The following is a 23,002-nucleotide window of genomic DNA, read 5'->3' as shown; positions in this document are numbered from 1 at the left end:
TTAAGATCATGCTCAGTCTGAAATGTCAGTGCGTGGCCGCGTAGGAGAGTATCATGGCGCCCAGGGCAAGTTGGAAAGGTTACCTCAAGCTCAGCCTCGTCAGCTGTCCGGTTCGGCTCTATCCGGCAACGACGACCAGCGAGCGCATATCGTTCAACCAATTGCACAAGAAGACCCACAACCGCATCAACATGAAGCCGGTCGACCCTGAACTCGGCCTCGTCGAGCGCGCGGACTTGGTCAAGGGTTACGAATACGAGGACAAGCAGTACATCATCATCGATGAGGCCGACCTCGAAGCAGTGCGCATCGAATCCAATCACACGATGAACATCGAGGCCTTCGTCGACGAAGACGAGGTTGACGTCATCTATCAGGACGCGCCGTACTACATGGCGCCGGATGGCGCCATGGCGGAGGAAACCTTCGCCGTGCTGCGCGAGGCCATGCGCAAATCCGGCAAGCTGGCCATCGCCCGCCTTGTCCTGTCCAGCCGCGAGCGCGTGGTGACGATCGGCGCGCGCGAGAACGGCATGTTCGTCTGCACCTTGAGGAACCCGAACGAAGTGCGCGGCACGGCTGAATATTTCGGCAACATCCCTGCCGGCAAGCCCGATCCCGAAATGCTGCAATTGGCCGAAGCGCTGATCAAGCAGAAGGAAACCACCTTCGATCCGAAGAATTATGAGGACCGCTACGAGATCGCGCTGATGACGATGATCCGCGAGAAACTGAAGGGCCACAAGCCGATCATTGCGGCGGCGCCCGAGCGTGGCAATGTCATCAATCTCATGGACGCGTTGAAGGCGAGCCTGTCGCAATCAGCCAAGCCGCCGGCCAAGTCGAAGAGCAAGGCCGACGACGCTGAAAAACCTGCCGCCAAGGGCAAGGCGGGTGCGGCCAAGGAAAACCCGTTGAAGGCCAATCTGCTCAAGGCCGTCGGCAAGAGCAAGGGGTGACGGCGCCGACCGGTATAATCCCGGGCGCCGTCTTCGGCGCCATCGGCGCGCTGGCGGCATTTCCGCTGCGGCTTGCCGCGCGCGAGGTCGAGCGCCGGCACGGCCAATTGCGGCGCGGCGTTACCCGACGCACGACGCATGTCGTGTTCGGGCGCACGCTGCTTGCCAAGGCCGGCTTGGCGAAAGCCGGTGATGCCGAGATCGAACGCCGCGTCGCGGCCGAGCGCGCCGCGGGCCGCACGCTCCTTAGCGAAAATGGCTTCCTGCGCCTGCTCGGTCTGATGAAGGCGCCGGAGGCGTCTTCGCTGTCCAGGCAGTCGCTCGTCGACCAGTCTAGACTGTCCGGTGCCGACCTCGACCTGCTCAGCCTCTTCGACGCCTTCGAGCATGATGGCGAACCCTACTCGTTCCGCGATCTGATCCTTGCCCGCAAATATGCCGGGCTGGTCGCCGGCGGCGCATCCTGGGGCGCGATCGCGCGCTCCGTGCATCGCTCCGGTCCGGTCGCCTCGCTCCCCGCCAAATCGCTCAATGTCGGCTCGCAGCATGGCCGGCCCGGTGCGATCTATCTCGAAGGTGGCCAGAGCGAACTCGACGGCCAGCTGCTGTTTGATCTCGGCAGTGCAGCCGGCGACGACACGCTGGAGGACCTGTTCGCCGAGGCTAAAAGCGCGGAGGAGGAGGGCCGGCACGACGATGCCGCGGCGCTCTACCAACGCTGCCTCAGCATCGATCCGAGCGACGCCATCGCCGCGTTCAACCGCGCCAATTGCTTGCGTGGCGCCGGTCGCGTGGCCGACGCGGCGCATGACTATGCAAGAGCGATCAAGCTCGATCCGGCGTTCGTCGAGGCCTGGTTCAACCTCGCCGGGCTGATGAGCGACGAAGGCAAGATCGCCTCGGCGCGCCGGCATCTGGTCAAGGCCATCGCGCTCGACAAGAGCTACGCCGATCCGGTGTTCAACCTTGCCCGGCTGGAGTTCGACGCCGGCAATCTGACCGAAGCCCGCCGCCACTGGGTGCGCTATCTCGAACTCGATGCTGACAGCGAATGGGCGCGCACTGCGCAAAAGGGGATACAGTTCGTCGATCTGCAGCTGGCGCGGACGGCGGGGTGAGGCGCAATGGCAGCGCACCCCATGACCGCCTTCCTCTTCGACGGTAACGAAACCGCCGCGGTCACCATCTTGCTAGCCCACGGCGCCGGCGCCTCGATGGATTCGCCTTCGATGACCGCCACCGCCAAGGCGCTGGCCACCGCCGGCTTCCAGGTCGCGCGCTTCGAATTCCACTATATGGCGGCGCGACGCTATGGCCAGCGCAAGCCGCCGCCGCGCGCCGAGACGGTCAACCCGGAATACATCAAGGCCATCGCCGATCTGAGGGCGAGGGGCGTCGCTGGTCCGCTCATCATCGGCGGCAAGTCGATGGGCGGGCGCGTCGCCTCGATGGTCGCCGACGAGATGTTCGCCAAGGGCGAGATTTCGGGCCTCGTCTGCCTCGGCTATCCCTTTCATCCGCCGGCCAGGCCCGAGCAACTCAGGACAAAACATCTCGCCGACCTCAAGACGCCGACGCTGATCTTCCAGGGCACCCGCGACGAGTTCGGCACGAAAGAAGAGGTCGCGACCTACGGCCTTTCCAAAGCCATCGAGGTGATCTGGCTGGAGGATGGCGACCACGACCTGAAGCCGCGCAAGAGCGTGTCGGGGTTTTCGACCGCCGATCATTTGAAGACGCTGGCCGGGACGGTGAAGGCGTGGACAGGGCGGATCGTTTCCTGATCGCCAAATGAAAATCGCCACTTTCAATATCAACAACATCAACAGCCGGCTGCAAAACCTGCTGGCGTGGCTGGCGGCAGCCAAGCCCGATGTGGTCTGCCTGCAGGAGCTGAAGGCCCGCGACACGCAGTTTCCGCGCACGGCGCTTGCGGCGGCCTGCTATGGCGCGGTGTGGAAGGGCGAACCGACCTGGAATGGCGTCGCCATACTCGCGCGCGGGTCCAAGCCGGTGCTGACCCGTGACGTCCTGCCCGGCGATACCGCCGACAAGCAGAGCCGCTACATCGAGGCGGCCGTGAACGGCATCGTCATCGCTTGTCTCTACGCGCCCAATGGCAACCCGCAGCCGGGCCCGAAATTCCAGTACAAGCTGGCCTGGCATGAAAGGCTGGAGGCGCATGCCGCAGAACTCTTCGACACCGGCCTGCCGGTGGCGCTGGTCGGCGACTACAACATCGTGCCCGAGCCGCGCGACATCTACGCCACCCGCTCCTATGACGACAACGCGCTGGTGCAGCCGGAAAGCCGGGCGTCGTTCCAGCGTCTGCTCGAGCAGGGCTGGACCGATGCGCTGCGCAAGAAGCATCCGAAGGAAACGCTCTACACATTCTGGGACTACCGCCGCAACCGCTGGCCGCGCGATGCCGGGCTGCGGCTCGACCACATCTTGCTGTCGAAGAAACTGGCGCGCCGCCTCACCGCTGCCGGCATCGACCGCGATGTCAGAGGTGAGGACGGCGCCAGCGACCACGCGCCGGTATGGGCCGAATTGAAGTGAATTTGGCTGCGTGATCGCGCCCACTTTCGTGGGCGCAGTTTTGCACTATTTGTTTCGCTGCGGCGGCCGCATGATGAGCAAGGTGCGGCACCGGAGGGGGAGTCCGATGGACAGGTTGGCCGAAAGGCTGTTTGCGCTTCCGCTGCTGGCGGCCGCTTTGGCTTGTCTGGTGCGGGCGTATCTGCTGCTCGGCGACAGAGATTTCAGCTGGAGCGGGATCGATCACATGCTGCACGGCCCAGCCACGCTGCGACCGGTGGTGTTCCTGACCGTCGGCGGGCTTTGCCTGCTTGGCGCCCTGTTGTTCTGGGCCGGACTGCTGCCGGGTCGGCGAAGCCAGCCTGCTGGAACGCCGCTTTTTGGCCGCGACGCCGAGATCGACCCAAAGGGCCACCCCGGTCTGCGGCGCGCCTTCCTCATGTTGCCGGTGCTCGCCGTGTTGGCGCTGCTGGCCGACCACTTCCCTTGGGCGCGTGACGCCGGCCCAGGCGCTGAGGTGGCCGCCCCGAACGAACCCAAAGCCGAGCCGAAGGACCAGGGCATCGACGGTGTCCCGCCGGACCTGGCGACGCAACCGGCCCCGCCGAGTTCGCCGCAGGTCGCCATGCCGCCCGAGCCAACTCCGCCGGTGCAGGCAGCCAAACCGCCCGAGCCGGCGCAGCCTACGCCTCCGGCTGCTCCCCCTCAGCCGCCACAAGTCGCACTCGCTCCGGCGACACCGCCACCGGAGACTGCTCCACCGCCGGCTCCGGCCACGCCACCGCAAACCGTCGCGCCGTTGCCGCCGCCTCCGCCGGCGCTGCCGACCGAGCCCGACGGCCACCGCGACGCCGTCGTCTGGCTCGCCGTCTCGGCCAATGGCCGCGACGTCATGAGCGCCAGCACCGACCACATGATCAAGCTCTGGGACATCGCCGGCAAGCGGCTGATCCGCAACCTTGGTGAACACAAGGACATGGCGCGCACGGCGCTATTCATGCCCGACGGCGCAACCGCGCTGACCGCCGGCGACGATGGCGAGATCGTGCTGCGAAAGCTTGCCGACGGCACGGTGCTGCATGTCTTCTCGTCGGGCGCGAATGGCGGCGTGCGTAAGCTGGCGATCAGCCCGGACGGCAAGCGCGCCGTCAGTGGCCACGACACCGGCAACGTCATCGTCTGGGATCTCGTCAACAAATCGGTGCTGCATGTGATGATCGGACATGACTGGCCGATCAGCACGGTCGCAATCTCGCCCGACGGCACGCGCGCGCTGAGCGGCTCCATCGACGGCACGCTGAAATTCTGGGACGTCGAAAGCGGCAAGCAATTGCGAAGCTGGCACGGCCACGAGCAGGGCACTTACGGCGCTGTCTTCACCGCCGACGGCCATCATGTCGTCACCGGCAGCGGCGACTACACGATCAAGCTCTGGGACCTCGACACGTTTAGGGAATTGCGCCGCTTCGAGGGTCACGAAGGCACCGTCTATACGCTGGCGCTGTCGGCCGACGGCAAGCGCTTGGCCTCCGGCTCGCTCGACGGCACGGCGCGGCTGTGGGATGTCGGCACCGGCGGCCAGACCGCCATGTTCGACAGCCGCACCGGCCCGATCTACGCCGTTGCCTTCGCCACCGACGGCACGCTGCTCACCGGCGGCGACGATCGCACCATCAGGGATTGGCCGGCGGCTGGCGGCGATGGCGAGATCCTCTTTGCCGGCGCGGCGCAGTAGCGACATCAAATGCTTTGGATATTCCAGAACAGCCTGGCTTGCGCTATGAATTACTGGTGGCTGCAAATGGATTGGGGACCGTGAGCAACAACGACTGGGCCCAAAGTGGATACACCTGTCTACAGCCCGCCCACGTCGCGTCGCCGAGGGGTCCTTACCGTCGTTCTGGTGTTGCTGGCGGCTTTTGTGCTGCTCGGGCCTGGCCGAAATTACTATGTGCAGTGGTCAGCCATTAAGAAGATTCAAGCGGCTGTCCTGGCAAAGGATTATCGCGAGCAATTCCATCAGATCTCCGTGCTGGCCGACATGGGAAATGCTGACGCACAGTACAATCTGGGATTAATGTACTGGCGTGGGCAGGGTATTGCCCAAAATGACAGGCAGGCGACCTACTGGTGGGGCAAAGCAGCCGAGCAAGGAAATGCAGATGCGGCATCCTTGCTCGCCCAGGCCCGCGGCAGAGGGATAGCCAAGGATGAAAAATCCGCCGAATTCTGGTTGCTGGAGGCAGCCAAGGCGGGAAATGTCGAAGCAGAACTCAACCTTGGCAAGCTTTATTACACCGGGATCGGCGGCAAGCCGAACTATCCGGAATCTGCCAAGTGGTTTTCCACATCGGCAAGCCACGGAAATGCCGAGGCCAGGACCTTCCTCGAAATGATGAAGGAAAAAGGCCAGTTCGACAGCAAGACGCTGTGAGCTCAGGGTCAGGCAACGCCGATGACGTCGGTGAGGTCGTGTCATATAATGGACATCGGCAGCGGATACCAAAACTGTCTTTCATCAGTCAATTTCGGAGGCCGCTTATGCCTGCCGGCCATCTCCCCACTTGGGGGAGATCAGCAGCGTCGACGTCACGCCTTTCGTTTGCGGCGTGACACTCGCATCGCACGATGCGAAGACTCATTTGCCGCTGCATCTCGAGAATCCCATGCCCAACCTCCAGCTCGTCGAAGCCACGATCGCCGACCTGCGCCGGGCGCTGGAGGCCGGCACCGTCACCAGCGTCGAGCTGGTGGGCGCTTATCTCAGGCGCATCGCGCATTACGACCGCCATGGCATCGCGCTCAATGCCGTGCCGGTGCTTAACCCGGCAATGTTCGAGGAGGCGGCGGCGTCCGACCTGCGGCGGCGCAATGGTGCCACCCTCGGGCCGCTCGACGGCATCCCCTACACCGCCAAGGACAGCTATAAGGTGAAGGGCCTGACGGTGGCCGCCGGCTCGCCCGCCTTCGAGCATCTCGTCGCCAACGAGGACGCTTTCACCATTGCCAGGCTGAGGGCCGGTGGTGCTGTGCTGATCGGGCTGACCAACATGCCGCCTATGGCCAATGGCGGCATGCAGCGTGGCGTCTATGGCCGCGCCGAGAGCCCCTACAATGCCGACTATTTGACCGCCGCCTTCGCTTCCGGCTCGTCCAACGGCTCGGGCACGGCCACCGCCGCCAGCTTCGCCGCCTTCGGGCTGGGCGAGGAGACATGGTCTTCCGGCCGCGCGCCGGCGTCCAACAATGCACTTGTCGCCTACACGCCGTCGCGCGGCGTCATTTCGGTCAGGGGCAACTGGCCGCTGGTGCCGACCATGGATGTGGTGGTGCCGCACACGCGCGGCATTGCCGACATGCTGGAGTTGCTGGATGTGATCGTCGCCGACGATGCGGAGACGCGCGGCGATTTCTGGCGTGTGCAGCCCTGGGTGTCGATCGCGAAAAGCGCTGCTCTCAGGCCGCCAAGCTACACTACACTCGCCTTGGAGGGCTCGTTGAAAGGCAAACGCCTCGGCGTGCCGAAAATGTATATCGGCCGCGACGGCGGCGCGCCCAAACCCATCGAGACCCGCGCCTCGGTGCTCGACCTCTGGCGGCAGGCAGCGCGTGACCTGGAAAAGCTCGGCGCGGAGGTGGTCGAGGTCGATTTCCCCGTCGTCTCGAACTATGAGCGCGACCGTCCGGGCACAAAAACCATGGTCGAACGCGGGCTGGTGCCGGAAGCCTTCGCCGAGCGCGAAATCTGGGATCTCTGCATCTGGGGCTGGGACGATTTCCTGCGCGCCAATGCCGATCCGGCGATCCCCGATCTGGCTGCGGTCGACGGCCCAAAGATTTTCCCGCAGCCGCCGGGCGCGCTGCCGGACCGCTATGGCGACGACGGTTTCGATCTGGCCGACTACGTCACGAGCGCCAAGCAGGGCGTGATGCCATTGCTGGACATTCCAGCGCTGGCGGAAGGTCTGAAGGGATTGGAGGCGACGCGGCGCATCGACTTCGAGGACTGGCTGGACGAGCACAGGCTCGACGCCGTCGTGCTGCCGGCGGTCGCCGATGTCGGGTCGGCCAGCGCCGACGTCAACCAGACCTCAGCAGAAATCGCCTGGCGCAACGGCACCTGGGTCGCCAATGGCAATCTGGTGTGGCGTCATCTCGGCATTCCGACCGTCACCGTGCCTATGGGAACGATGGCCGATATCGGCATGCCGGTCGGGCTGACCTTTGCGGGCAAGGCCTATGATGATGCGGAGTTGCTGCGGCTCGCCGGCGATTACGAGCGCGCCACCCAACGCCGCACCAGCCCGCCGCGCACGCCGGAATTGCCGGACGATGTGTTTGCGGGGCGGCCTGGTGGATTGCGGGCCAGCGATGCGCCGGCGCCGAGGCTTACGCTTGTTGCCGAGACGATGCGGCGAGGAGACCAGGCCGAGATCGCCGTGACGGTTGAACTCGATGCGGAGACCGCTGACCTCAAGGTTCACGTCAATGGCGAACCGGTCGCTCTGCGGCGCAGCGGCACAAGCTTTCACGGTCGCATCCTGGTGCCGGCCGGCGAGCATGAAAGAATGCACAGTGTGCGGCGAGGCGCTTACGGCTCGATCGTTACGGCCGTCATGCGGCTGGAGGATGGACGCACGGCTGGTGCTTACGTGGTCGCGGGTGGAATCGGGTGAGGGTACAGGTAATCTCCCCAAGGGGGAGATCAGCAGCTTCGCCGTCTTGACCCTCCCATCGCCCGCGTTATCTTCGCGCCATGTCAAAACTCGCTCCCCTCATCGTCATCGATCTCCAGACCAACATGTTCGACGGGCGCGTCGAGCCGCCGATCCATGATGCGCCGGGCATAGCCGAGCGTACCCGCTCGCTGATCGGCTGGGCGCGGCGCGAGGGGCGCCGGATAGCGTTCGTGCGGCATGACGGGCCGGCCGGCGATCCGCTGGCTCCGGGCGAGCCGGGTTGGCCGGTATGGCCGGAACTCGGCCAGGCCAAGGACGAGCCGACATTCTCCAAGACCGTCCGCAACGCCTTCTCGAATGCCGAGCTTGGCGCCTGGGTGGCCGGGCAGGGGGCCGGCGAAGTCGTGCTCGCCGGAGCGCAAACCGATTTCTGCATCGCCGGCACCGTTGAGGGCGCCCTGGCCGAAGGCTTCGGCGTCACTGTCGTTTCCGATGCGCACTCGACGCTGGACACTGAAGGCGAAACCGCGACCGAGATCATCGCCCGGTACAATGCGGACTTCACCGATGCCGGCGTCACGCTGGTGACGACGAAGGCGCTGACCGGCGACTGAAGCACCGCGCTTCGAAGAGTGGGAGACTGCCGTGCCAACCCTGAAATTGCCGGCCGAAGGCGGATGCCGCTGCGGACGTGTGCGGCTCAAGATTTCCGCAAAACCGCTTTTGACCATGGCTTGCCATTGCATCGGCTGCCAGCGCATGTCGGCCAGCGCCTATTCGCTGAGCGCCGCCATTCCCTCGGACGGGTTCGAGATCATGCAAGGCGAGCCGGTGATCGGCGGACTGCACGGCGCCTCGCGTCATTACTTCTGCCCACATTGCATGAGCTGGATGTTCACGCGCCCCGAAGGGCTCGACTGGTTCGTCAATCTGCGTCCGACCATGCTTGATGAACCCGGCTGGTTCACGCCGTTCATCGAGACATGGACCAGCGAGAAACTGCATTGGGCGACGACACCGGCGGTGCATAGTTACGAGGCGCTGCCGGCCTTCGAGGCGTATGAGGGGCTGGTGGCCGAGTTTGCTGAAACTGCGAATCTCCCCCCTTGAGGGGGAGATGGCCGGCAGGCCAGAGGGGGTCGGTGCGACTGGGCTCGACGTCCTTGCTGCAGATGGAAGGTTGGCGCTTCACGCGCGGCGACCCCCTCTGTCGCCTTCGGCGACATCTCCCCCCCGAGGGGGGAGATAAGCCCCGCTAAAAATTTGCATCGAATCGATTGCGCAAACGTTTCGATGGCCCTAAGCTCCCTTAAAATCCGCCATCAGAGCGGACGGGAAACGCAAAAGGGAGGAGCGCTTGCAGGCGCTGATATGTCTTGCCGACAATGGCTGAAGTGGCGCGGCGCGCCGGCGTGTCGGTGTCGACCGTCTCGCATGTCGTCAACAACACGCGCTTCGTTTCGCTGGAAAAGGCGAGGCTGATCAACGACGCCATCGCCACGATGGGCTATCAGCCCAACGAGCTGGCGCGTTCGCTGAAGGCATCGACCACCAACAGCGTCGGCCTGGCCATCTCGGCGATCTCCAACCCTTATTTCACCGACATCATCTGCGCGGTCGAGGCTGAATGCGCGCGGCTCGGGCTGATGGTCTTTCTGTCGGACACGCAGGAAGATCCCGACCGCGAGCTGCAGGTGGTGCGCGCTTTCCATCAGCGCCGCGTCGACGGCGTCATCCTGGCCCCGTCGGGCTCGCCGCAGCGCGCCATCGATTACCTCGCCGACAAGAAGATGCCATGCGTTCTGATCGACCGTTTCGCCGACGAGCGCTTCGATCAGATCGGCGTCGAGAACGAAACGTCGATGCGCGCGCTGATCGACCATGTCGCCTCCTTCGGCCACAAGCGCATCGGCTATATCGCCGGACAGCCGGGCCTGACGACGACGCGCGAGCGCATCGAGGCGTTCCAGGCTTCGCTCGCCGCCAATGGACTTGAGTGCGTGCCGCGCTATCTCTCGGCCGAGAATGTCGACACGGCGGCGGCGACCGCATCCACCCACGCCATCCTGTCGCTGCCGTCGCCACCAACCGCATTGGTCACCGGCAACAACATGACGACGATCGGAGCCGTCCGCGCCATCCGCGAAAAGGGCCTCACCATTCCGGGCGATCTGTCGCTGGCCGGCTTCGACGATTTCGAATGGGCCGATTGTTTCGAACCGCGCCTGACGCTGGTTGCCCAGCCCTGCACCGAGATAGGCAGGCAGGCGGCAGCCCTGCTCAGCGCCCGCATCGCGGCGACCGGTTCAGAGCCACGTTCGGTGCGGCTGCAGGCGACGCTGCGGGCGCGCGCCTCCTGCGGGAGGCCGACCCACACGAGGCTAACATGAGCGCGCCGCTGCTGGTAATGACCGGCGCCGTCAAACGCTTCGGCGGCGTGCAGGCGCTGCGCGGTGTCGACTTCGATCTCAAGGCCGGCGAAATCCATGCGCTGCTCGGCGAGAACGGCGCCGGCAAGTCGACGCTGATGAACCTGTTGTCGGGCGTCTACACGCCGGACGAAGGCACGATCGAGATCGACGGCAAACCCGTGCGTTTCAACAACCCGCGTGAGGCGCAAGCGGCCGGCATCGCCACCATCTTCCAGGAGCTCGACCTGGTGCCGTCGCTGGATGTCGCCGCCAATCTGTTCCTCGGCCGCGAACTGATGCGTCCGGGCGGCTTCCTCGACGTGCCGGCAATGCGCCGCGAGGCCAAGAAGCGGCTGGAAGCCATCGAGATCGCCATCGATCCGGCCGCCATGGTGGCGGATCTGTCGATCGGCCAGCGCCAGGTGGTGGCGATCGTCAAGGCGCTGTCTTACGCCTCCCGCGTGCTGATCATGGACGAGCCGACGGCCGCACTCACCGTCGGCGAAGTCGAGCGGCTGTTCGATATCATGCGCAAGCTCGCCGCCACCGGCGTCGGCATCGTCTATATCTCGCATCGGCTGGAGGAAGTGCCCGGCATTGCCGACCGGGTGACGGTAATGCGCGACGGCCGTGTCGCCGGCATCACCGAGCCGCACGCGCCGCAGGCCGAGCTGGTCAGGCTGCTGGTCGGACGTCCGCTGGACGAACTCTATCCGCAACGCGCCAAGGCCGCGGGCAAGCCGCTGCTCAGCCTGAGGAACGCCAGCTTCAAACTCGCCCGCGACAGCGCCGGCTGGCAGGCGCCGCGAGGCGTTTCGCTCGATGTCCATGAAGGCGAGATCGTCGGCCTGGCCGGCATTATGGGGGCCGGGCGCACCGAACTGTTGTCCGCGCTCTACGGCACCGGCCTGTCCGGCCGCTGGGAGGGCGAGGTTGCTGTCGGCGGCAAGCCGGTGAAACTGGATTCAATCAGTGCTGCCCGCCACGCCGGCATCGCCTTCGTGACCGACGACCGCCGGGGCTCGGGCCTGATGCTGCGCATGGCGGTCGGCCTCAATCTGGTGATGTCGGTCATATCCCGAATCTCGCCGAACTGGCTGGTCTCGCCGCGCCGCCAGGCCGAGGCGGTGAAGGAATCCTTCAGCCAGTTCGATATCCGCCCGAAGAACCCTGACATCGCGGTCGGCGCGCTCTCGGGCGGCAACCAGCAGAAGGTGGTGCTGGCGAAAGAAATCCTCGGCAACCCGAAACTGTTGCTGCTCGACGAGCCGACACGCGGCGTCGATGTCGGTGCCAAGGGCGAGATTTACGCGAGGTTGCGGGCGCTCGCCGCACAGGGCCTCGGCATACTGGTGGCGTCAAGCGAGATGCCTGAACTGATCGGTCTGTGCGACCGCATCGTGGTGCTGCGCCAGGGGCGCAATGTGGCGGAATTCATGGGCGGCGTCGACGAGCACACGGTGCTGGCCGCGGCTAACGGCAGGGAGGCCTGATGTCTCAGGACAACAACCCAGTGGCAGCGAGCCCGGTGATGGCGGCGCCTCAAAAGCATCGCGACCCGCTGGCGCTCATCGTGCGCTTCCAGAGCCTGATCGGCCTGGTGCTGGTGGCGATCGGCGGCATCATCTTCTCGCCGCGCCGCCACGGCGAAATCCTGTTCCTCAACCCCGACAACATCGCCAACATCGTGCGCGCCGTGTCGGAGACCGGCATCATCGCCATCGGCATGACCTTCGTCATCATCACCGCCGGCATCGACCTGTCGGTCGGCGCGGTGCTTGGCCTGTCCAGCGTCGTCACCGCCTCGATGATGATCTCCGGCGGCTTCGGCCTGATCCCCACCATCCTCGCCGTGCTCGCTTTGGGCATCGTCTTCGGCGCCATCCAGGGCACCATCTCGACCCGTTTCCGGCTGGAGCCGTTCATCGTCACGCTGGCCGGCCTGCAGGCCGCGCGCGGCCTGGCGCTGGTCGTCTCCGGCAACCAGTACATCAACATTTCCTATGGCGAAGGGCCGGGCCTGGCGCCGCCGGTGTTCGCCGTGCTGGGCGAGCGGCTGTTCAACAACACCGTGCCGGTGGCAACGCTTGTGTTCGTCGTCTTTGCCGCGATCGCCACCATCGTGCTCAACACCACGCGCTTTGGCCGCTATGTCTTTGCCGTCGGCGGCAATGAGCGCGCCGCGCGCATATCCGGCGTGCCGGTGTCGATGGTGAAGATCTCGGTCTACGCCATCACCGGCTTTGCCGCCGCCCTTGCCGGCATCGTCCATGCCGGCCAGTTCAATTTCGGCAGCGCCAATGACGGCATGGGCTATGAGCTGACGGCCATAGCCGCCGTGGTCATCGGCGGCACCAGCCTGTTCGGCGGCGCCGGCTCCATGGTCGGCACCGTAGCCGGCACCATCATGCTGGGCGCGCTCGCCAACATCCTGCAGCTCAACAACATCACGCCCGCCATGCAACTGCTCGCGACCGCCGCGATCATCGTCCTGGCGGCAGTGCTTCAATCCCTCGTTCGCCGCCGCGAGGGGTTGGGTCGTTAGTGCATGTCGCGCAAAAGGTTTTGCGATGACGACATGCACAAACAAACAAGGAGGAGACGGCAACACGTGAACGTCAAACCAAGGTCTGGCCCCCCGGCCGGACGAGGAGGAGAGTGAGTTATGAAAACGACACTAAGAGGATCGACCCTCAAGGCCGTGCTGCTGGCCGGCGCTGGCCTGTGCATTGCAGGCTCCGCTTACGCCGCCGAGCCGCTGGTGAAAGCCTGCGCCAAGGACGGCCAGTTCGTCATCGGTTTTTCGCAGGCCAACAATGCCGAGCCCTACCGCCAGCACGTCAATGACGAGCTGGAGGCGGCGGCCAAGGAAGTGCCCGGCTTCACGCTGCAGATCGCCGACGGCGCCGGCAACGTCAACACGCAGACCTCGCAGGTCGACAATTTCATCACCCAGAAGGTCGACATCCTGCTGATCTCGCCCTTCGAGGCCGCACCGCTGACGCCGGCGGTGAAGCGCGCCATGGATGCCGGCATCCCGGTCATCGAGCTTGACCGCAAGACGGTCGGCGACCCCGGCAAGGACTACACCGCCTTCATCGGCGGCGACAATTTCAAGATCGCCGAGGAAGCCGGAAAGTACACCGCCAAGACGCTGCTGCCCGACGGCGGCGAGGCAGCGGTGCTGCAAGGCCTGCCGAGCTCGACGCCGGCCGTGGAGCGCCTCAACGGCTTCAAGGAAGGCGTGAAAGGCAACCCGAAGGTCCAGATCGTCGCCGAGCAGGCCGCCGACTGGGTGCCGGACAAGGCGCAGGTCGCCTTCGCCGCCATGCTGCAGGCGCACCCCGACATCAAGGTGCTCTACGCCTCCAACGACATGATGGCCGCCGGCGCGCTGCTCGCCGCCAAGGGAGCGGGCAAGGACGTCAAGATCATCGGCACCGACGGCCTGCCTGGCCCAGCCGGCGGCATCGAGGCGGTGGCCAAGGGCGACTGGGTCGCAACCTTCACCTACCCGACGGGCGCCAAGGAAGCGATCGAAATGTCGAAAAAGATCCTGCTCGATTGCGCCACCGAGGTGGACAAGACGGTGACGGTGGAGACCACCGCGATCACGGCCGAGAATGCCAAGCAACTGATGGGGAAGTGAGGGGGCGAAGCTCAGAACTGAGGTTGATGCGCAAGGCCCCGGGAGGGGCCTTGTTGCGTTGCGGCGAGCTACGGGTGAATGGCCGCTGCCGGCCTTCAGATCAATGCCATCGCTACCCGTAAGCGGACGTTGGTCTGCTTTAAACCGTAAGTTGCGGCTGCGCCGGGGATCGAGATGTTGCCGAATCCGCGCTCGTCGAGATTGCCGGCAGAACGTGATGCGTCGTTAATCACTCAATGTCTGCTGCGATGAACCAATCGTTGATCTCCCGCAATTCCGCACGCGCCTCTTCGAATCTACCCTGTGACCGCAATAGCTTTGCCAGACTATTGGTCGCCTGCAACTCCCAACTCCTAGCGCGCTGCTGCCGCGCAAAGGCAATAGCCTCGCGGAAAGAAGCCTCTGCCGCTCTGTCTCCGACTCCATTTGCAAGTTCGATCTCGCCGCGAATGCGAAGCAAGGCAGCTGTAAAGTAATGCTCGCCAATCTTTTCGGCCTCGCGCAGACCTTTCTCGACGGTCTCTGCCGCTATATCGAATTGTCCAGAGTTAATGAAAGCTTTGGCCAGTAAGCCTAAATAACACGATTTGTCGACTTCCTGATCTTCAAGGTCACTCTCGGTCAATGCCATCATATGGCTTCCCACCAGACTGTCATCGAGGCTTGATGCAGCCAAGCCACCAAAAAAGCGCGCCACCCGTGTCCAGAGATTGAAACCGTTTTCCTGCGCTAATGGCAGAAGTTCATCCGCCAGCCGAGCGATATCCCTGCTCTCTTCGCGGAAGGCGAACAACACACACCCGTTTCCCAAGCAGGCGGCCAAGCGATAGGCGGATTGCTGCCGAACGGTCGCCTCCGCCTCGAGGTAGAGTTTCAGCGCTTGACGGCGATACCCCAGAATATGCAAGGTCCACGAAAGGTAGATCATGGCCATACTCGGAAAGTCGCTGCCGACCTCGTCTGCACTGCCCTTGTGGCTGAGAGCGCGCTCAAGATATTGCCGAGCCTCCGCCAACTCACCCTGACAGAACAGACTCATGCCCTTAAACTGCAGACCTATAACGAGTGCGTTTAGGTAGCCGCCCTCCTCGCCGACTCGAATTAATTCATCACTGGCCGCGAGGGCCTTACCAAACTGGCCCGAGTTGAAATGGGTACCGAAAAGCCCGTCGAGTGCCCTAATCGTCGCCTCCAGTTCGCCAAGCTTCCCGCTCAGCGCTATGGCCCGCTGATACGCGGCACTGCCTTCGCCCGTCACGTAGCCGAGCGCAGCGTACAGAACGTCGCCCAGTTCCAGTTCGAAGCGAAGCAACCTGCGGCTACGATCGTCGGAGTCAGGCAAGAGTTTCGCGGCTTCAAGCCCTTTCCTGAAGATACGCACTGCGTCAACTTTCGCCCAAGTCTTGGCGGCCTTCAGCCCTGCCTGCAGCCAGTAGTCAGCGGCGCGATCGACCAGACCGGCGTCGGCGAAATGCTCAGCGAGCACTTCGGGATAGGCAAAGCCCGCGTTGGGGTCGCGCAGCTCGATGCATTCGGCAATCGACTTGTGAATCTGTTGCGCACGTTCGTGCAGCATCGTGCCTCTAGCGGCCTGCTGGAGCAGCACGTGGGTGAACGAAAAGCCTGCTCCGGCCGTCCCTCGCTCGGCTACGATCAGCCCTGTGCGCATCAGCTCACCAACCGCAGCGCGCAACTCCGCTTCAGGCCAATCACAAATTTCGCGCAGCATGTCGAAATCGAATTCGCGGCCGATCGCCGCCGCGACCTGCGCGACTTCCTTGGCGGTCCCCAGCCTGTCGAGACGGGCAAGCAACGAGAACTGCAGAGAGTTTGGAATGTTGTTCGTGAGTGACAGACGCTTGGGCTGCGATACGTCTAGGCGCAACCCTGTTTCGACCACGCTTCGAGTAAGCTCTTCGATATAGAGCGGGACGCCTTCACCGCGATCGAGCACCGCTGCTACGTCAGCAGCGAGCGCATTCGGACTAATGTCATGGACAATCGCTTCAGCGTCCGCTCGGCTGAGCGCTTCAAGCCTGATATGGTGCCCGTCAGGACCGTCGACCCATGGAACGCTTGCGTTGTTCCTGCTCGACACAAGCAAGAGGGCGGGTGTCGAAGCCAGGCTGGCGACGATTTTTTCGAGAAGGTCGCGCGAGGTCGCATCGGCCCATTGCTCATCCTCGAACAAGATCAGGATCGGGGTAGTTCGCGCCAAATAACTGACCAGATCGATGAATGCTTGCTCGGCAATGTTGCGCTGTCGTTCGGCACTTATCCCTTCAAGCCTGTCCGGCATTGTCGTCGGCATCCCGAGCAGGCCCGAGAAGATCGCCAGCGCGATGTCGCTGGACACCGAGCCTATCGACAATCCGTTGCGGAGCTTTCGAAGCTTTTCTTCCGTTGAGTCACCGTCCTCGATCGTTGCAATCCTCTGCAACTCTGCGAGGAATGGATAAAGGGTGCTGTTCTCAAAGGTCGGAGAACATTGCATGGTCAGTTGCGGAAAGCTGCGCAGACGCTGCTGGATTTCGTTGAGCAACCGGGACTTGCCGATTCCCGACTCCCCCGAGACCAACACGGCATTGCCACGCCTGTCGCGCACGACAGTCTCCCAGTGCTCCATCAGCAGTCGCAATTCGGCGTTGCGGCCGCACAGCTTGGTCATACGCGCCCGCTTTGCAAAGCGGGTCGGCACCATGCGCGCCCTTTGCACCTGCCAAACCTGGACTGGCGCGGCGAATCCCTTCAGCTCATGTTTGCCGAACCCGGTGAAATCAACCGCGCCGCTTGCGGCCTCGAAGGTCGCCGCGTCGACAAGGATCGTATTCGGCTTGGCCAGTACCTGCAGCCGTGCCGCTAGATGCGCGACGTGACCGAAGGCGACGGTGGATACACCGCTCGGTGCGCCGACGAACTCACCCACCACGACTTGGCCGCTCGCGATACCCATCCTCACTTGCAACGGATATCCCAGATTTGCGGAGATGGTGGCCACCGCATCAACGATCTCGAGCGCGGCCAGCACCGCGAACTCGCTGTCGTCCTCACCAGCTGTTGGATAGCCGAAATAGGCCTGAATAGCATCGCCGATGTAACTAGCCGTCACGCCCTTGCGGCGCCGGACGACGCTGCTGCAGGTCTGTAGAAAGCTCTCAATCAGGTGTTGGAAATCCTCGGGATCCAGGCGGTCGGCATATTCGGTTGACCCCACCATGTCGCAGAACAGGATGGTGAGATAACGCCGTTCCGCAACAGGTTTCGCCGGATTGCCGGGCAAAATGGGGCTGGCCAATGGAACCGGCGTGGTCACGCTCCGGGACCCTCCTTAGTGCGGCGACCATGTAGCACCCAGTCATGTTATCGCAAATCCCGGTGCTCACCAGTCGCTTTTCGATCGCGTCAGGTGGTTCATTGAGGCTCGCCACACTGAACATCGGCGTAGATCAAATGGTCTGCCTCGCTAAATGCCGCTTGGCTCTGGTCGAAGCAGAACCGTTTGGGCACCAAACGAACTAAGGTGCGTCGGTTGCATTCACCGGGCAGATCGATCTGGAAGGTGCGCGGCGACATCGACGGCGCTGGATCGCTCCATTTCTTGTGACCAGCAAACGAAACGTTCTCGATCCACAAGCTGGAGCCGGCTGAACCGACTGGACCGGAGATAGCCTCGACGCTGATGCCCTTTGCCTGCTCGATGCTTGGATATTCGCCACTTTGCGGCGGATCCCCGTTTGCCGGAATCGTGCCCGCGCTGACTGCCACATTGATCCTGATATCGTCGCGCTCGGGAACACCACCGTAGCTGTTGCGAAAGGTCCAGCTTAAGCGAAGGACACGCGTCCTGACGTCCTCTCCGGGCGGTGGAGGCAAAACCCGAATCTCGGCATCGGCAAGCGAAGAGCCTTCATCCTGCGCTTCTGGCGCCGGGCAGCGCGTGTAGAGTGGGCGGTAGCCACACTCAGGACCGCCGGCTCCCCACAGACAGTCGCTCAGCTTGCGCCAGTCTTCCAAGCTCAATCGAGGCGTTCCTGAGGACAGGTCATTGCCGGACCCCGGCACCATCCAGGGATGGATGCCGCTGCTGCCGATCGCCCAGTCCGTGCGATGTGCTTCTATTCCGGCGTAGACGGTCTGTTCCTCGTGCAGCTCGAGCAATTGGACCCAGGTTGGCGATGTGACCGCCGGTTCGTACCCGACTGCGTCCGCGGCAAAACGGCGGCCGGTGATTTGTGTGGTAAGCGTGTGGCAGCTTGTGCAGTTTCCGGTCGGATCTTCGACCGTCCTGGCTTGGCTAAGTTCATTGGGATAGGTGCCGGTGTAACCGGAGCCGACCACGCGGAACGGCGCGCCCGGCAACCGCGGTCGGCGCGGTAGAAAATCTCCCAGGCTGAAGGCGGTCGATTTGGAATCGCGGGCTGAACGGAAACCGACCCTGCTCTGTTCAATGTGCGGATCTATCACATAGGGGCTTTTGTTGTCATGGCATGCATGGCACGAGATCTGGAACGTCGGGTCATAGATTTTCTCCGCCGCAACCCTTCCGATGTCATCGGAATAGTTGCGCCCGCCTGGCGGAACGAAGGGCTTTGACCAATCGAACTCGCTCCGGTCCTTGCGGCCGTCGAAGAAGATGATTTCTCCGGATTTCCGATTGAACCCGATGGTGCCGAAGACGGAAAATCTCGGATCCGACCGTGTCCAGTAGGGATCGGTGCTGACCTCGTGGCTGATATTGGACTTTCTGCAGAGGAACAGCCATTCCACGTTGCCGCGCACGACCCTTACTGCACGTGAGTTCAGCCCACAGTAGGTTGAGCTGCCAGTTAGCGAAGGCTTGTCGCATCTGGGCAATGTCGCCGTCCATTTCACCACCTCTCCGTTCTCATTGCTGTGCTCGAACTCCAGCGGAGAGCCCGGTTTTGTCGGATTGGGCTTGAGGTCGACGACATTGCCATCAACTTCCAGTGGGATGACCTTCATCTGTGGGCTGCCGCAATCGCCCTCTGGAATAGGACCGAACACCGCCCGCGCTTCATCGCCAGACCTCGTTATGACGTCGGTGCTCTTTGAGGCTGGCGCCCAAAAGATGTCAGGGTTCCATCGCGTAACGGCTTCGGCGAACGCCTTCCCATCGAGTTCAGCGGGAGCGAAAGCGACGCTGCGAGGGCGCAGCGGCTCGAAAGCGGAACTGCGTGGCAATGGTGACGCCGCGTAGTTGCCCGCCTTGCTGCAAATCATGTCGGCCTGATTGGAGCCTTGCCTCTCGCCGGCTCGCGGCGTCGACACGAAAGCTTCATGTCCGATCGTCCCGGACAACAGGAGAAACGCAACGCCGAGGACAGCAGCGATCAGCGCAACAGCACGCATCTCAGCCCACTGGAGCGTGCCAGTGAACCCATGGCCGATCTCTGGGCGTCATCGCTTCTTCGCTGCGACAGAGCCAGCGTCATAGTCAGCGTGGACAGTAAGCGATTGAAATCGCCACATGCCGTCATCGCCCTTTACAACAGACGCGCGGGCATCCGCCGAATAGTCAAGACTCGGTGCCGAAGAGTGGGAGTCCTGCATTGTCACAAGGACTATCGATTTGGTGTTCACCGTCTTGTCGTTAACCACGTCGAACAAGGTGTTGGTCACGAGATGCCGGGTCTGGAGTTTATCGGTTTCCAGTTTCTTAACTATTATTTTCATTTGCACGAGAAGATCATGTGCCGACTCTGGGCCAAGGTCGAGTGTCAGCTCGAGGACACTGCTGCCTGCATCGCAAATCTCATAGTAAGACGATTTAGGTTCCGCAAAGAGGGTGGCGAACGCGGCTGCATTTTTTTCGTCGATCGTCCAGGCGTAGCGGGACAAAAGATCTTGGATTGCCTGACGGTCTTCGGCCGGAGGATTATTATTGACGTTCCAGCCATGAGTAGCCTCTGTTCCACATGAATCAGCCAAAGCAGTGCCGCTGAAAGCAAAACAGAACCCATACGCCAAGGCAAAATACCTCAAAATCGCGCAGACTGTTATTAAGCCTTTCCAACGCTCGCTCATAATGGCCCCCTCGGATGGAGCTTGATGGGAAAGTAGCGGTTCATCTTATACCACGCCAAAAAAGGCGCCAGTGAAAATCGATGTCATTGGAGGCCGGGGATGTCGTATTCCTGAATTTGTGAATTTGTGGTAAGTTGTACTCCCCTGTCTGCAGCAATTTTATTCCTGATTGCCAGATCAGCTGTGGGTGATCCTGGTATGCGTTAGCAAAATAAAAGCTCACGTAGGCGAAACAATAGATTCTAATCGTGGTTACACAGGAGCAAAAAATGCCAAACATTGTTCGAAATACGGTGTTTCTAATTTCAGCCTTTTTTAGTATAGTTCCTTTGGCGTTTGCGCAGCAGAATCAGGAAATTGAGATAGTTCTGCAATCGCGCCTGACTTCTTTTGGAAACGATACCCCACTAATTATTGACTTTACTCTCACGAACCGGTCACGCAGCCCGATCAGACTGCTCAGGTGGACCACGCCGATCGACGGCGTCTCGGGCGAAATTTTTTCAGTAGCGAGAGGGTCGCAGCCAATTCAGTATATTGGCCCTTTGGTGAAGCGAGCAGAACCGACCGAGGCTGACTTTATCAATATCGAACCCGGACAATCGATTTCGGTGCCCGTCGATCTGTCATTGTACTACGCCATCTATGAAGCAGGGATCTATGCGGTTACCTATGATACAGAGAGAGTGGGTCTGCTGGTTGGCCCTCAAGGTGCCCTGAGACGCGCCCAGGTTCTGAGCAACGCCGTCACGTTCAGGCTTCTATCCGGTCGAATTCCTCCGGAACGGATACCGCTCTCGGCACCCAAATTCGACCAGTGTGACAGCTCTCAACAGGACGATATTGGCGCTGCGCTGGCGGAAGCAAACAACATAGCCTCGGCTGCGCTGCAGGTTTTGCAGGGCACGCCTTCTGCCCAGCAACCGAATTCCCAACGATATCTGACATGGTTTGGGGCGCATACCGTAGGACTGTACGCGAAGGCCACTGGAAATTTCTCGAAGATTGCGGATGCTCTTGCAAACAAAGCAATATCGTTTGGATGTCACGGCAGCCTCTGCGGACCGGGAGTTTATGCGTATGTGTTCCGTGGTCAACCTTATAATATCTTTGTTTGTCAAAAGTTCTGGTCAGCCGCTCTGAAAGGAACGGATTCAAGATCTGGAACGATTGTACACGAAATTAGTCACTTTGAGGTCGTCGTCTTCACAGATGACTATTCCTCTGGTGGTCAAAATACCGCCAAGCTACTCGCGGTTGAAAACCCCCCGCAAGCCACAGAAAATGCCGATAGTCATGAATACTTTGCGGAGAACAACCCGGATCTTCCGATGTGAGGGACACCCAGGCAACTGATCCAGCGTGGATACGGGTGCCGTATTGCCATCAGAAACGAGAAAAGATCACCGAGGGCCGGACACATTGCGATCGCATGGTGAATGTCCGCTATCGCTCCCGCACACCGAAAGCGGTCCGGTCGCTCTCGGCCAAAATGCGACATTCAACTTTCGTCTCGTCCTGTCAGGATTTGGCAAGCCGCCCGCCGGCTGGCTCCGAAATGTAGGATCGAAGTCCTGGGCGCGCATGCTAATGCGGACAACACGAACTGGACCGGTTTGGCAGTGATCCACTGCGCGCGCCAAACCCTGGCCGATTCACGGCGCAGCCGTAAACCCGCACTGCTTCTGTTCCATCTCGATCTGCTTGGTGATGCGGATGGCGTTCTGGGCGTAGGCTTCGGTCACCGAGCCGCTGTTGACGGTCTTGTCCTTCAGCGGGCTGACGGCTGCGCAGAGGTGGAAGACATGCTCGGTGTCGGACTTGGCGGCGCCGTTTTCCGGCGCGATCCAGTAGACGACATCCTGGCCATTGGGGTGTGCCGCGTCCTTCGTCGCCGCGGCCACCGTGGTGGAGTCGGTGGCGATCGCCTGCGCCTGGGCGGCGACCTCGGGCGAACAGGCCGTGGTCGGCTGCCCCGCCTTGATCTGTTCCGCGCAGGTGTTCATGTCCTGCGTGTACTGCTCGACCGATGGCGGCTGGTAGCTGACCCCGATCAGCGTCGCCAGCACGGCCAGCACGGCGCCGATACCGCCGGCCACCTTCTTGCTCTTCGGGTCCATGTTCTTGTCGTTGAGGATCAAGAGAACCAGCGGCAGGAAGGCAATCAGGGTGATGATCGCGCCGAGCTGGTTCTGGACGAAGAACCGGAACGTGTCGGATTCGCGGGCCGGGTCCTTCCGGTTGGCCGCCTTCCAGAGCAGGCTGCCGACGATGGCGAATATCGCGATCCCGACCAGGATGCCGATCAGCAGCGGCAGGTTGCCCTGGTCGAACTTGTGCTTGTAGAGCAAGACGATCCCGGCGATCTCGCCGCCAATGGCGATGACCCACGACAGCACGGCGAACAGGCGCAGCCGCGTGGCGCCGGACTTCTGGCCCTGCGTTGCCTGCCAGTCCTTGGTAACGTCTACGGTCGGCTTGTTGTCGGTCATGACCAGATCCCCCGGTATCGACACTTTTGCGGGGCGTCAAAGGCGCCCGGCGCAGCGTCATTGAACGAACGTCGCCTGCCCCGGCGCGAAAGCGCCACGGCAGACCCCATCCTTATTGCGCATGATGGGATTCGTCCATAGCCGAGGGGGCGGACGAGGATGCGGGCAATGGTGCGGAGGAGGGCAGGGCAATCGCATAAGGCGGCGCTAGCTCCACTCCGTCCGC

At 62.5% G+C, this 23,002-nt stretch carries 19 protein-coding genes; 14 read left to right on the top strand and 5 right to left on the bottom strand.

The genetic code is table 11. The features are described from left to right. The first annotated feature begins 53 nt into the window (after window positions 1-53). The 13 genes from X728_RS158290 (at window position 54) to X728_RS158345 (ending at window position 14,239) form a co-directional block, all read left to right on the top strand. Window positions 54-959: a Ku protein gene (locus tag X728_RS158290; RefSeq protein ID WP_023685883.1), complete on the top strand. Its 906-nt coding sequence runs from the start codon at window positions 54-56 to the stop codon at window positions 957-959. Beyond that, window positions 956-2,077 carry a tetratricopeptide repeat protein gene (locus tag X728_RS158295; RefSeq protein ID WP_023831050.1) on the top strand — a complete coding sequence of 374 codons (1,122 nt, stop codon included), beginning with the start codon at window positions 956-958 and terminating at the stop codon, window positions 2,075-2,077. Before X728_RS158290 ends, X728_RS158295 begins: the two co-directional genes overlap by 4 nt. 21 nt (window positions 2,078-2,098) lie before the next feature. Next, on the top strand, window positions 2,099-2,743 hold the full coding sequence (locus X728_RS158300) for an alpha/beta family hydrolase (RefSeq protein ID WP_023831049.1): 645 nt from the start codon (window positions 2,099-2,101) through the stop codon (window positions 2,741-2,743). A 7-nt stretch (window positions 2,744-2,750) separates the two neighbouring features. Next, on the top strand, window positions 2,751-3,521 hold the full coding sequence (locus tag X728_RS158305) for an exodeoxyribonuclease III (protein ID WP_023831048.1): 771 nt from the start codon (window positions 2,751-2,753) through the stop codon (window positions 3,519-3,521). A 106-nt stretch (window positions 3,522-3,627) separates the two neighbouring features. Further along, window positions 3,628-5,235 (top strand): WD40 repeat domain-containing protein, encoded by a 1,608-nt coding sequence (locus X728_RS158310; protein ID WP_023831047.1) that lies wholly within the window; start codon window positions 3,628-3,630, stop codon window positions 5,233-5,235. 105 nt (window positions 5,236-5,340) lie between these two features. Beyond that, complete coding sequence (locus X728_RS0134630; RefSeq protein ID WP_155923946.1) at window positions 5,341-5,934, top strand: tetratricopeptide repeat protein; 594 nt, start codon at window positions 5,341-5,343, stop codon at window positions 5,932-5,934. Window positions 5,935-6,166: 232 nt separating this feature from the next. Next, window positions 6,167-8,176 (top strand): amidase, encoded by a 2,010-nt coding sequence (locus X728_RS158315; protein ID WP_023831045.1) that lies wholly within the window; start codon window positions 6,167-6,169, stop codon window positions 8,174-8,176. A gap of 80 nt (window positions 8,177-8,256) precedes the next feature. Next, complete coding sequence (locus X728_RS158320; RefSeq protein ID WP_023831044.1) at window positions 8,257-8,793, top strand: isochorismatase family protein; 537 nt, start codon at window positions 8,257-8,259, stop codon at window positions 8,791-8,793. A 31-nt stretch (window positions 8,794-8,824) separates the two neighbouring features. After that, window positions 8,825-9,289 carry a GFA family protein gene (locus tag X728_RS158325; protein WP_023831043.1) on the top strand — a complete coding sequence of 155 codons (465 nt, stop codon included), beginning with the start codon at window positions 8,825-8,827 and terminating at the stop codon, window positions 9,287-9,289. 266 nt (window positions 9,290-9,555) lie between these two features. Then, window positions 9,556-10,569, top strand: coding sequence for a LacI family DNA-binding transcriptional regulator (locus tag X728_RS158330; protein WP_023831042.1), 1,014 nt, complete (start codon window positions 9,556-9,558; stop codon window positions 10,567-10,569). Next, window positions 10,566-12,083, top strand: a complete 1,518-nt coding sequence (locus X728_RS158335; RefSeq protein WP_023831041.1) for a sugar ABC transporter ATP-binding protein — start codon at window positions 10,566-10,568, stop codon at window positions 12,081-12,083. Before X728_RS158330 ends, X728_RS158335 begins: the two co-directional genes overlap by 4 nt. A gap of 38 nt (window positions 12,084-12,121) precedes the next feature. Further along, complete coding sequence (locus tag X728_RS158340; protein WP_023689830.1) at window positions 12,122-13,135, top strand: ABC transporter permease; 1,014 nt, start codon at window positions 12,122-12,124, stop codon at window positions 13,133-13,135. A gap of 120 nt (window positions 13,136-13,255) precedes the next feature. Further along, window positions 13,256-14,239: a substrate-binding domain-containing protein gene (locus X728_RS158345; RefSeq protein WP_023689831.1), complete on the top strand. Its 984-nt coding sequence runs from the start codon at window positions 13,256-13,258 to the stop codon at window positions 14,237-14,239. Between the two features lie 95 nt (window positions 14,240-14,334). Here X728_RS158345 and X728_RS1000000170210 read toward each other — a convergent pair whose 3' ends face one another. The 4 genes from X728_RS1000000170210 to X728_RS0134625 all read right to left on the bottom strand — a co-directional run bounded on the left by X728_RS1000000170210 (window position 14,335) and on the right by X728_RS0134625 (window position 20,284). Beyond that, window positions 14,335-14,472 (bottom strand): hypothetical protein, encoded by a 138-nt coding sequence (locus X728_RS1000000170210; protein WP_155923945.1) that lies wholly within the window; start codon window positions 14,470-14,472, stop codon window positions 14,335-14,337. Beyond that, a complete protein-coding gene (locus X728_RS158350; RefSeq protein WP_155923944.1) occupies window positions 14,469-17,552 on the bottom strand; it encodes an AAA family ATPase in 3,084 nt (1,027 codons plus the stop codon). The genes X728_RS1000000170210 and X728_RS158350 overlap by 4 nt, the downstream gene beginning before the upstream one ends. A gap of 98 nt (window positions 17,553-17,650) precedes the next feature. Beyond that, window positions 17,651-19,609: a hypothetical protein gene (locus X728_RS158355; protein ID WP_023831039.1), complete on the bottom strand. Its 1,959-nt coding sequence runs from the start codon at window positions 19,607-19,609 to the stop codon at window positions 17,651-17,653. Window positions 19,610-19,657: 48 nt separating this feature from the next. Continuing rightward, window positions 19,658-20,284, bottom strand: coding sequence for a nuclear transport factor 2 family protein (locus X728_RS0134625; protein ID WP_023831038.1), 627 nt, complete (start codon window positions 20,282-20,284; stop codon window positions 19,658-19,660). 269 nt (window positions 20,285-20,553) lie between these two features. On the opposite strand from X728_RS0134625, the gene X728_RS158360 reads away from it, so the two are divergent. After that, on the top strand, window positions 20,554-21,621 hold the full coding sequence (locus X728_RS158360) for a M35 family metallo-endopeptidase (RefSeq protein WP_081732353.1): 1,068 nt from the start codon (window positions 20,554-20,556) through the stop codon (window positions 21,619-21,621). Between the two features lie 318 nt (window positions 21,622-21,939). On the opposite strand, the gene X728_RS158365 is transcribed toward X728_RS158360, so the two are convergent. Then, window positions 21,940-22,776 (bottom strand): hypothetical protein, encoded by an 837-nt coding sequence (locus tag X728_RS158365; RefSeq protein WP_023697775.1) that lies wholly within the window; start codon window positions 22,774-22,776, stop codon window positions 21,940-21,942. Window positions 22,777-23,002 lie beyond the last annotated feature (226 nt).

Origin of the sequence: Mesorhizobium sp. L103C119B0, from assembly GCF_000502235.1 — a bacterium.
GTDB lineage: Bacteria > Pseudomonadota > Alphaproteobacteria > Rhizobiales > Rhizobiaceae > Mesorhizobium.
The sequence above is the reverse complement of the archived record's forward strand: the minus strand, read 5'-3'. Positions and strand labels throughout refer to the sequence as shown.

Excerpts from the sequence above, each read along its gene's own strand:
- X728_RS0134625 (WP_023831038.1), bottom strand. The coding sequence starts at position 20,284 with ATGAGCGAGCGTTGGAAAGGCTTAATAACAGTCTGCGCGATTTTGAGG.
- X728_RS158360 (WP_081732353.1), top strand. The coding sequence starts at position 20,554 with ATGCCAAACATTGTTCGAAATACGGTGTTTCTAATTTCAGCCTTTTTT.
- X728_RS158355 (WP_023831039.1), bottom strand. The coding sequence starts at position 19,609 with ATGCGTGCTGTTGCGCTGATCGCTGCTGTCCTCGGCGTTGCGTTTCTC.
- X728_RS158305 (WP_023831048.1), top strand. The coding sequence starts at position 2,751 with ATGAAAATCGCCACTTTCAATATCAACAACATCAACAGCCGGCTGCAA.
- X728_RS158335 (WP_023831041.1), top strand. The coding sequence starts at position 10,566 with ATGAGCGCGCCGCTGCTGGTAATGACCGGCGCCGTCAAACGCTTCGGC.
- X728_RS158320 (WP_023831044.1), top strand. The coding sequence starts at position 8,257 with ATGTCAAAACTCGCTCCCCTCATCGTCATCGATCTCCAGACCAACATG.
- X728_RS158340 (WP_023689830.1), top strand. The coding sequence starts at position 12,122 with ATGGCGGCGCCTCAAAAGCATCGCGACCCGCTGGCGCTCATCGTGCGC.
- X728_RS158310 (WP_023831047.1), top strand. The coding sequence starts at position 3,628 with ATGGACAGGTTGGCCGAAAGGCTGTTTGCGCTTCCGCTGCTGGCGGCC.
- X728_RS158290 (WP_023685883.1), top strand. The coding sequence starts at position 54 with ATGGCGCCCAGGGCAAGTTGGAAAGGTTACCTCAAGCTCAGCCTCGTC.
- X728_RS158365 (WP_023697775.1), bottom strand. The coding sequence starts at position 22,776 with ATGACCGACAACAAGCCGACCGTAGACGTTACCAAGGACTGGCAGGCA.
- X728_RS158345 (WP_023689831.1), top strand. The coding sequence starts at position 13,256 with ATGAAAACGACACTAAGAGGATCGACCCTCAAGGCCGTGCTGCTGGCC.
- X728_RS158315 (WP_023831045.1), top strand. The coding sequence starts at position 6,167 with ATGCCCAACCTCCAGCTCGTCGAAGCCACGATCGCCGACCTGCGCCGG.
- X728_RS158300 (WP_023831049.1), top strand. The coding sequence starts at position 2,099 with ATGACCGCCTTCCTCTTCGACGGTAACGAAACCGCCGCGGTCACCATC.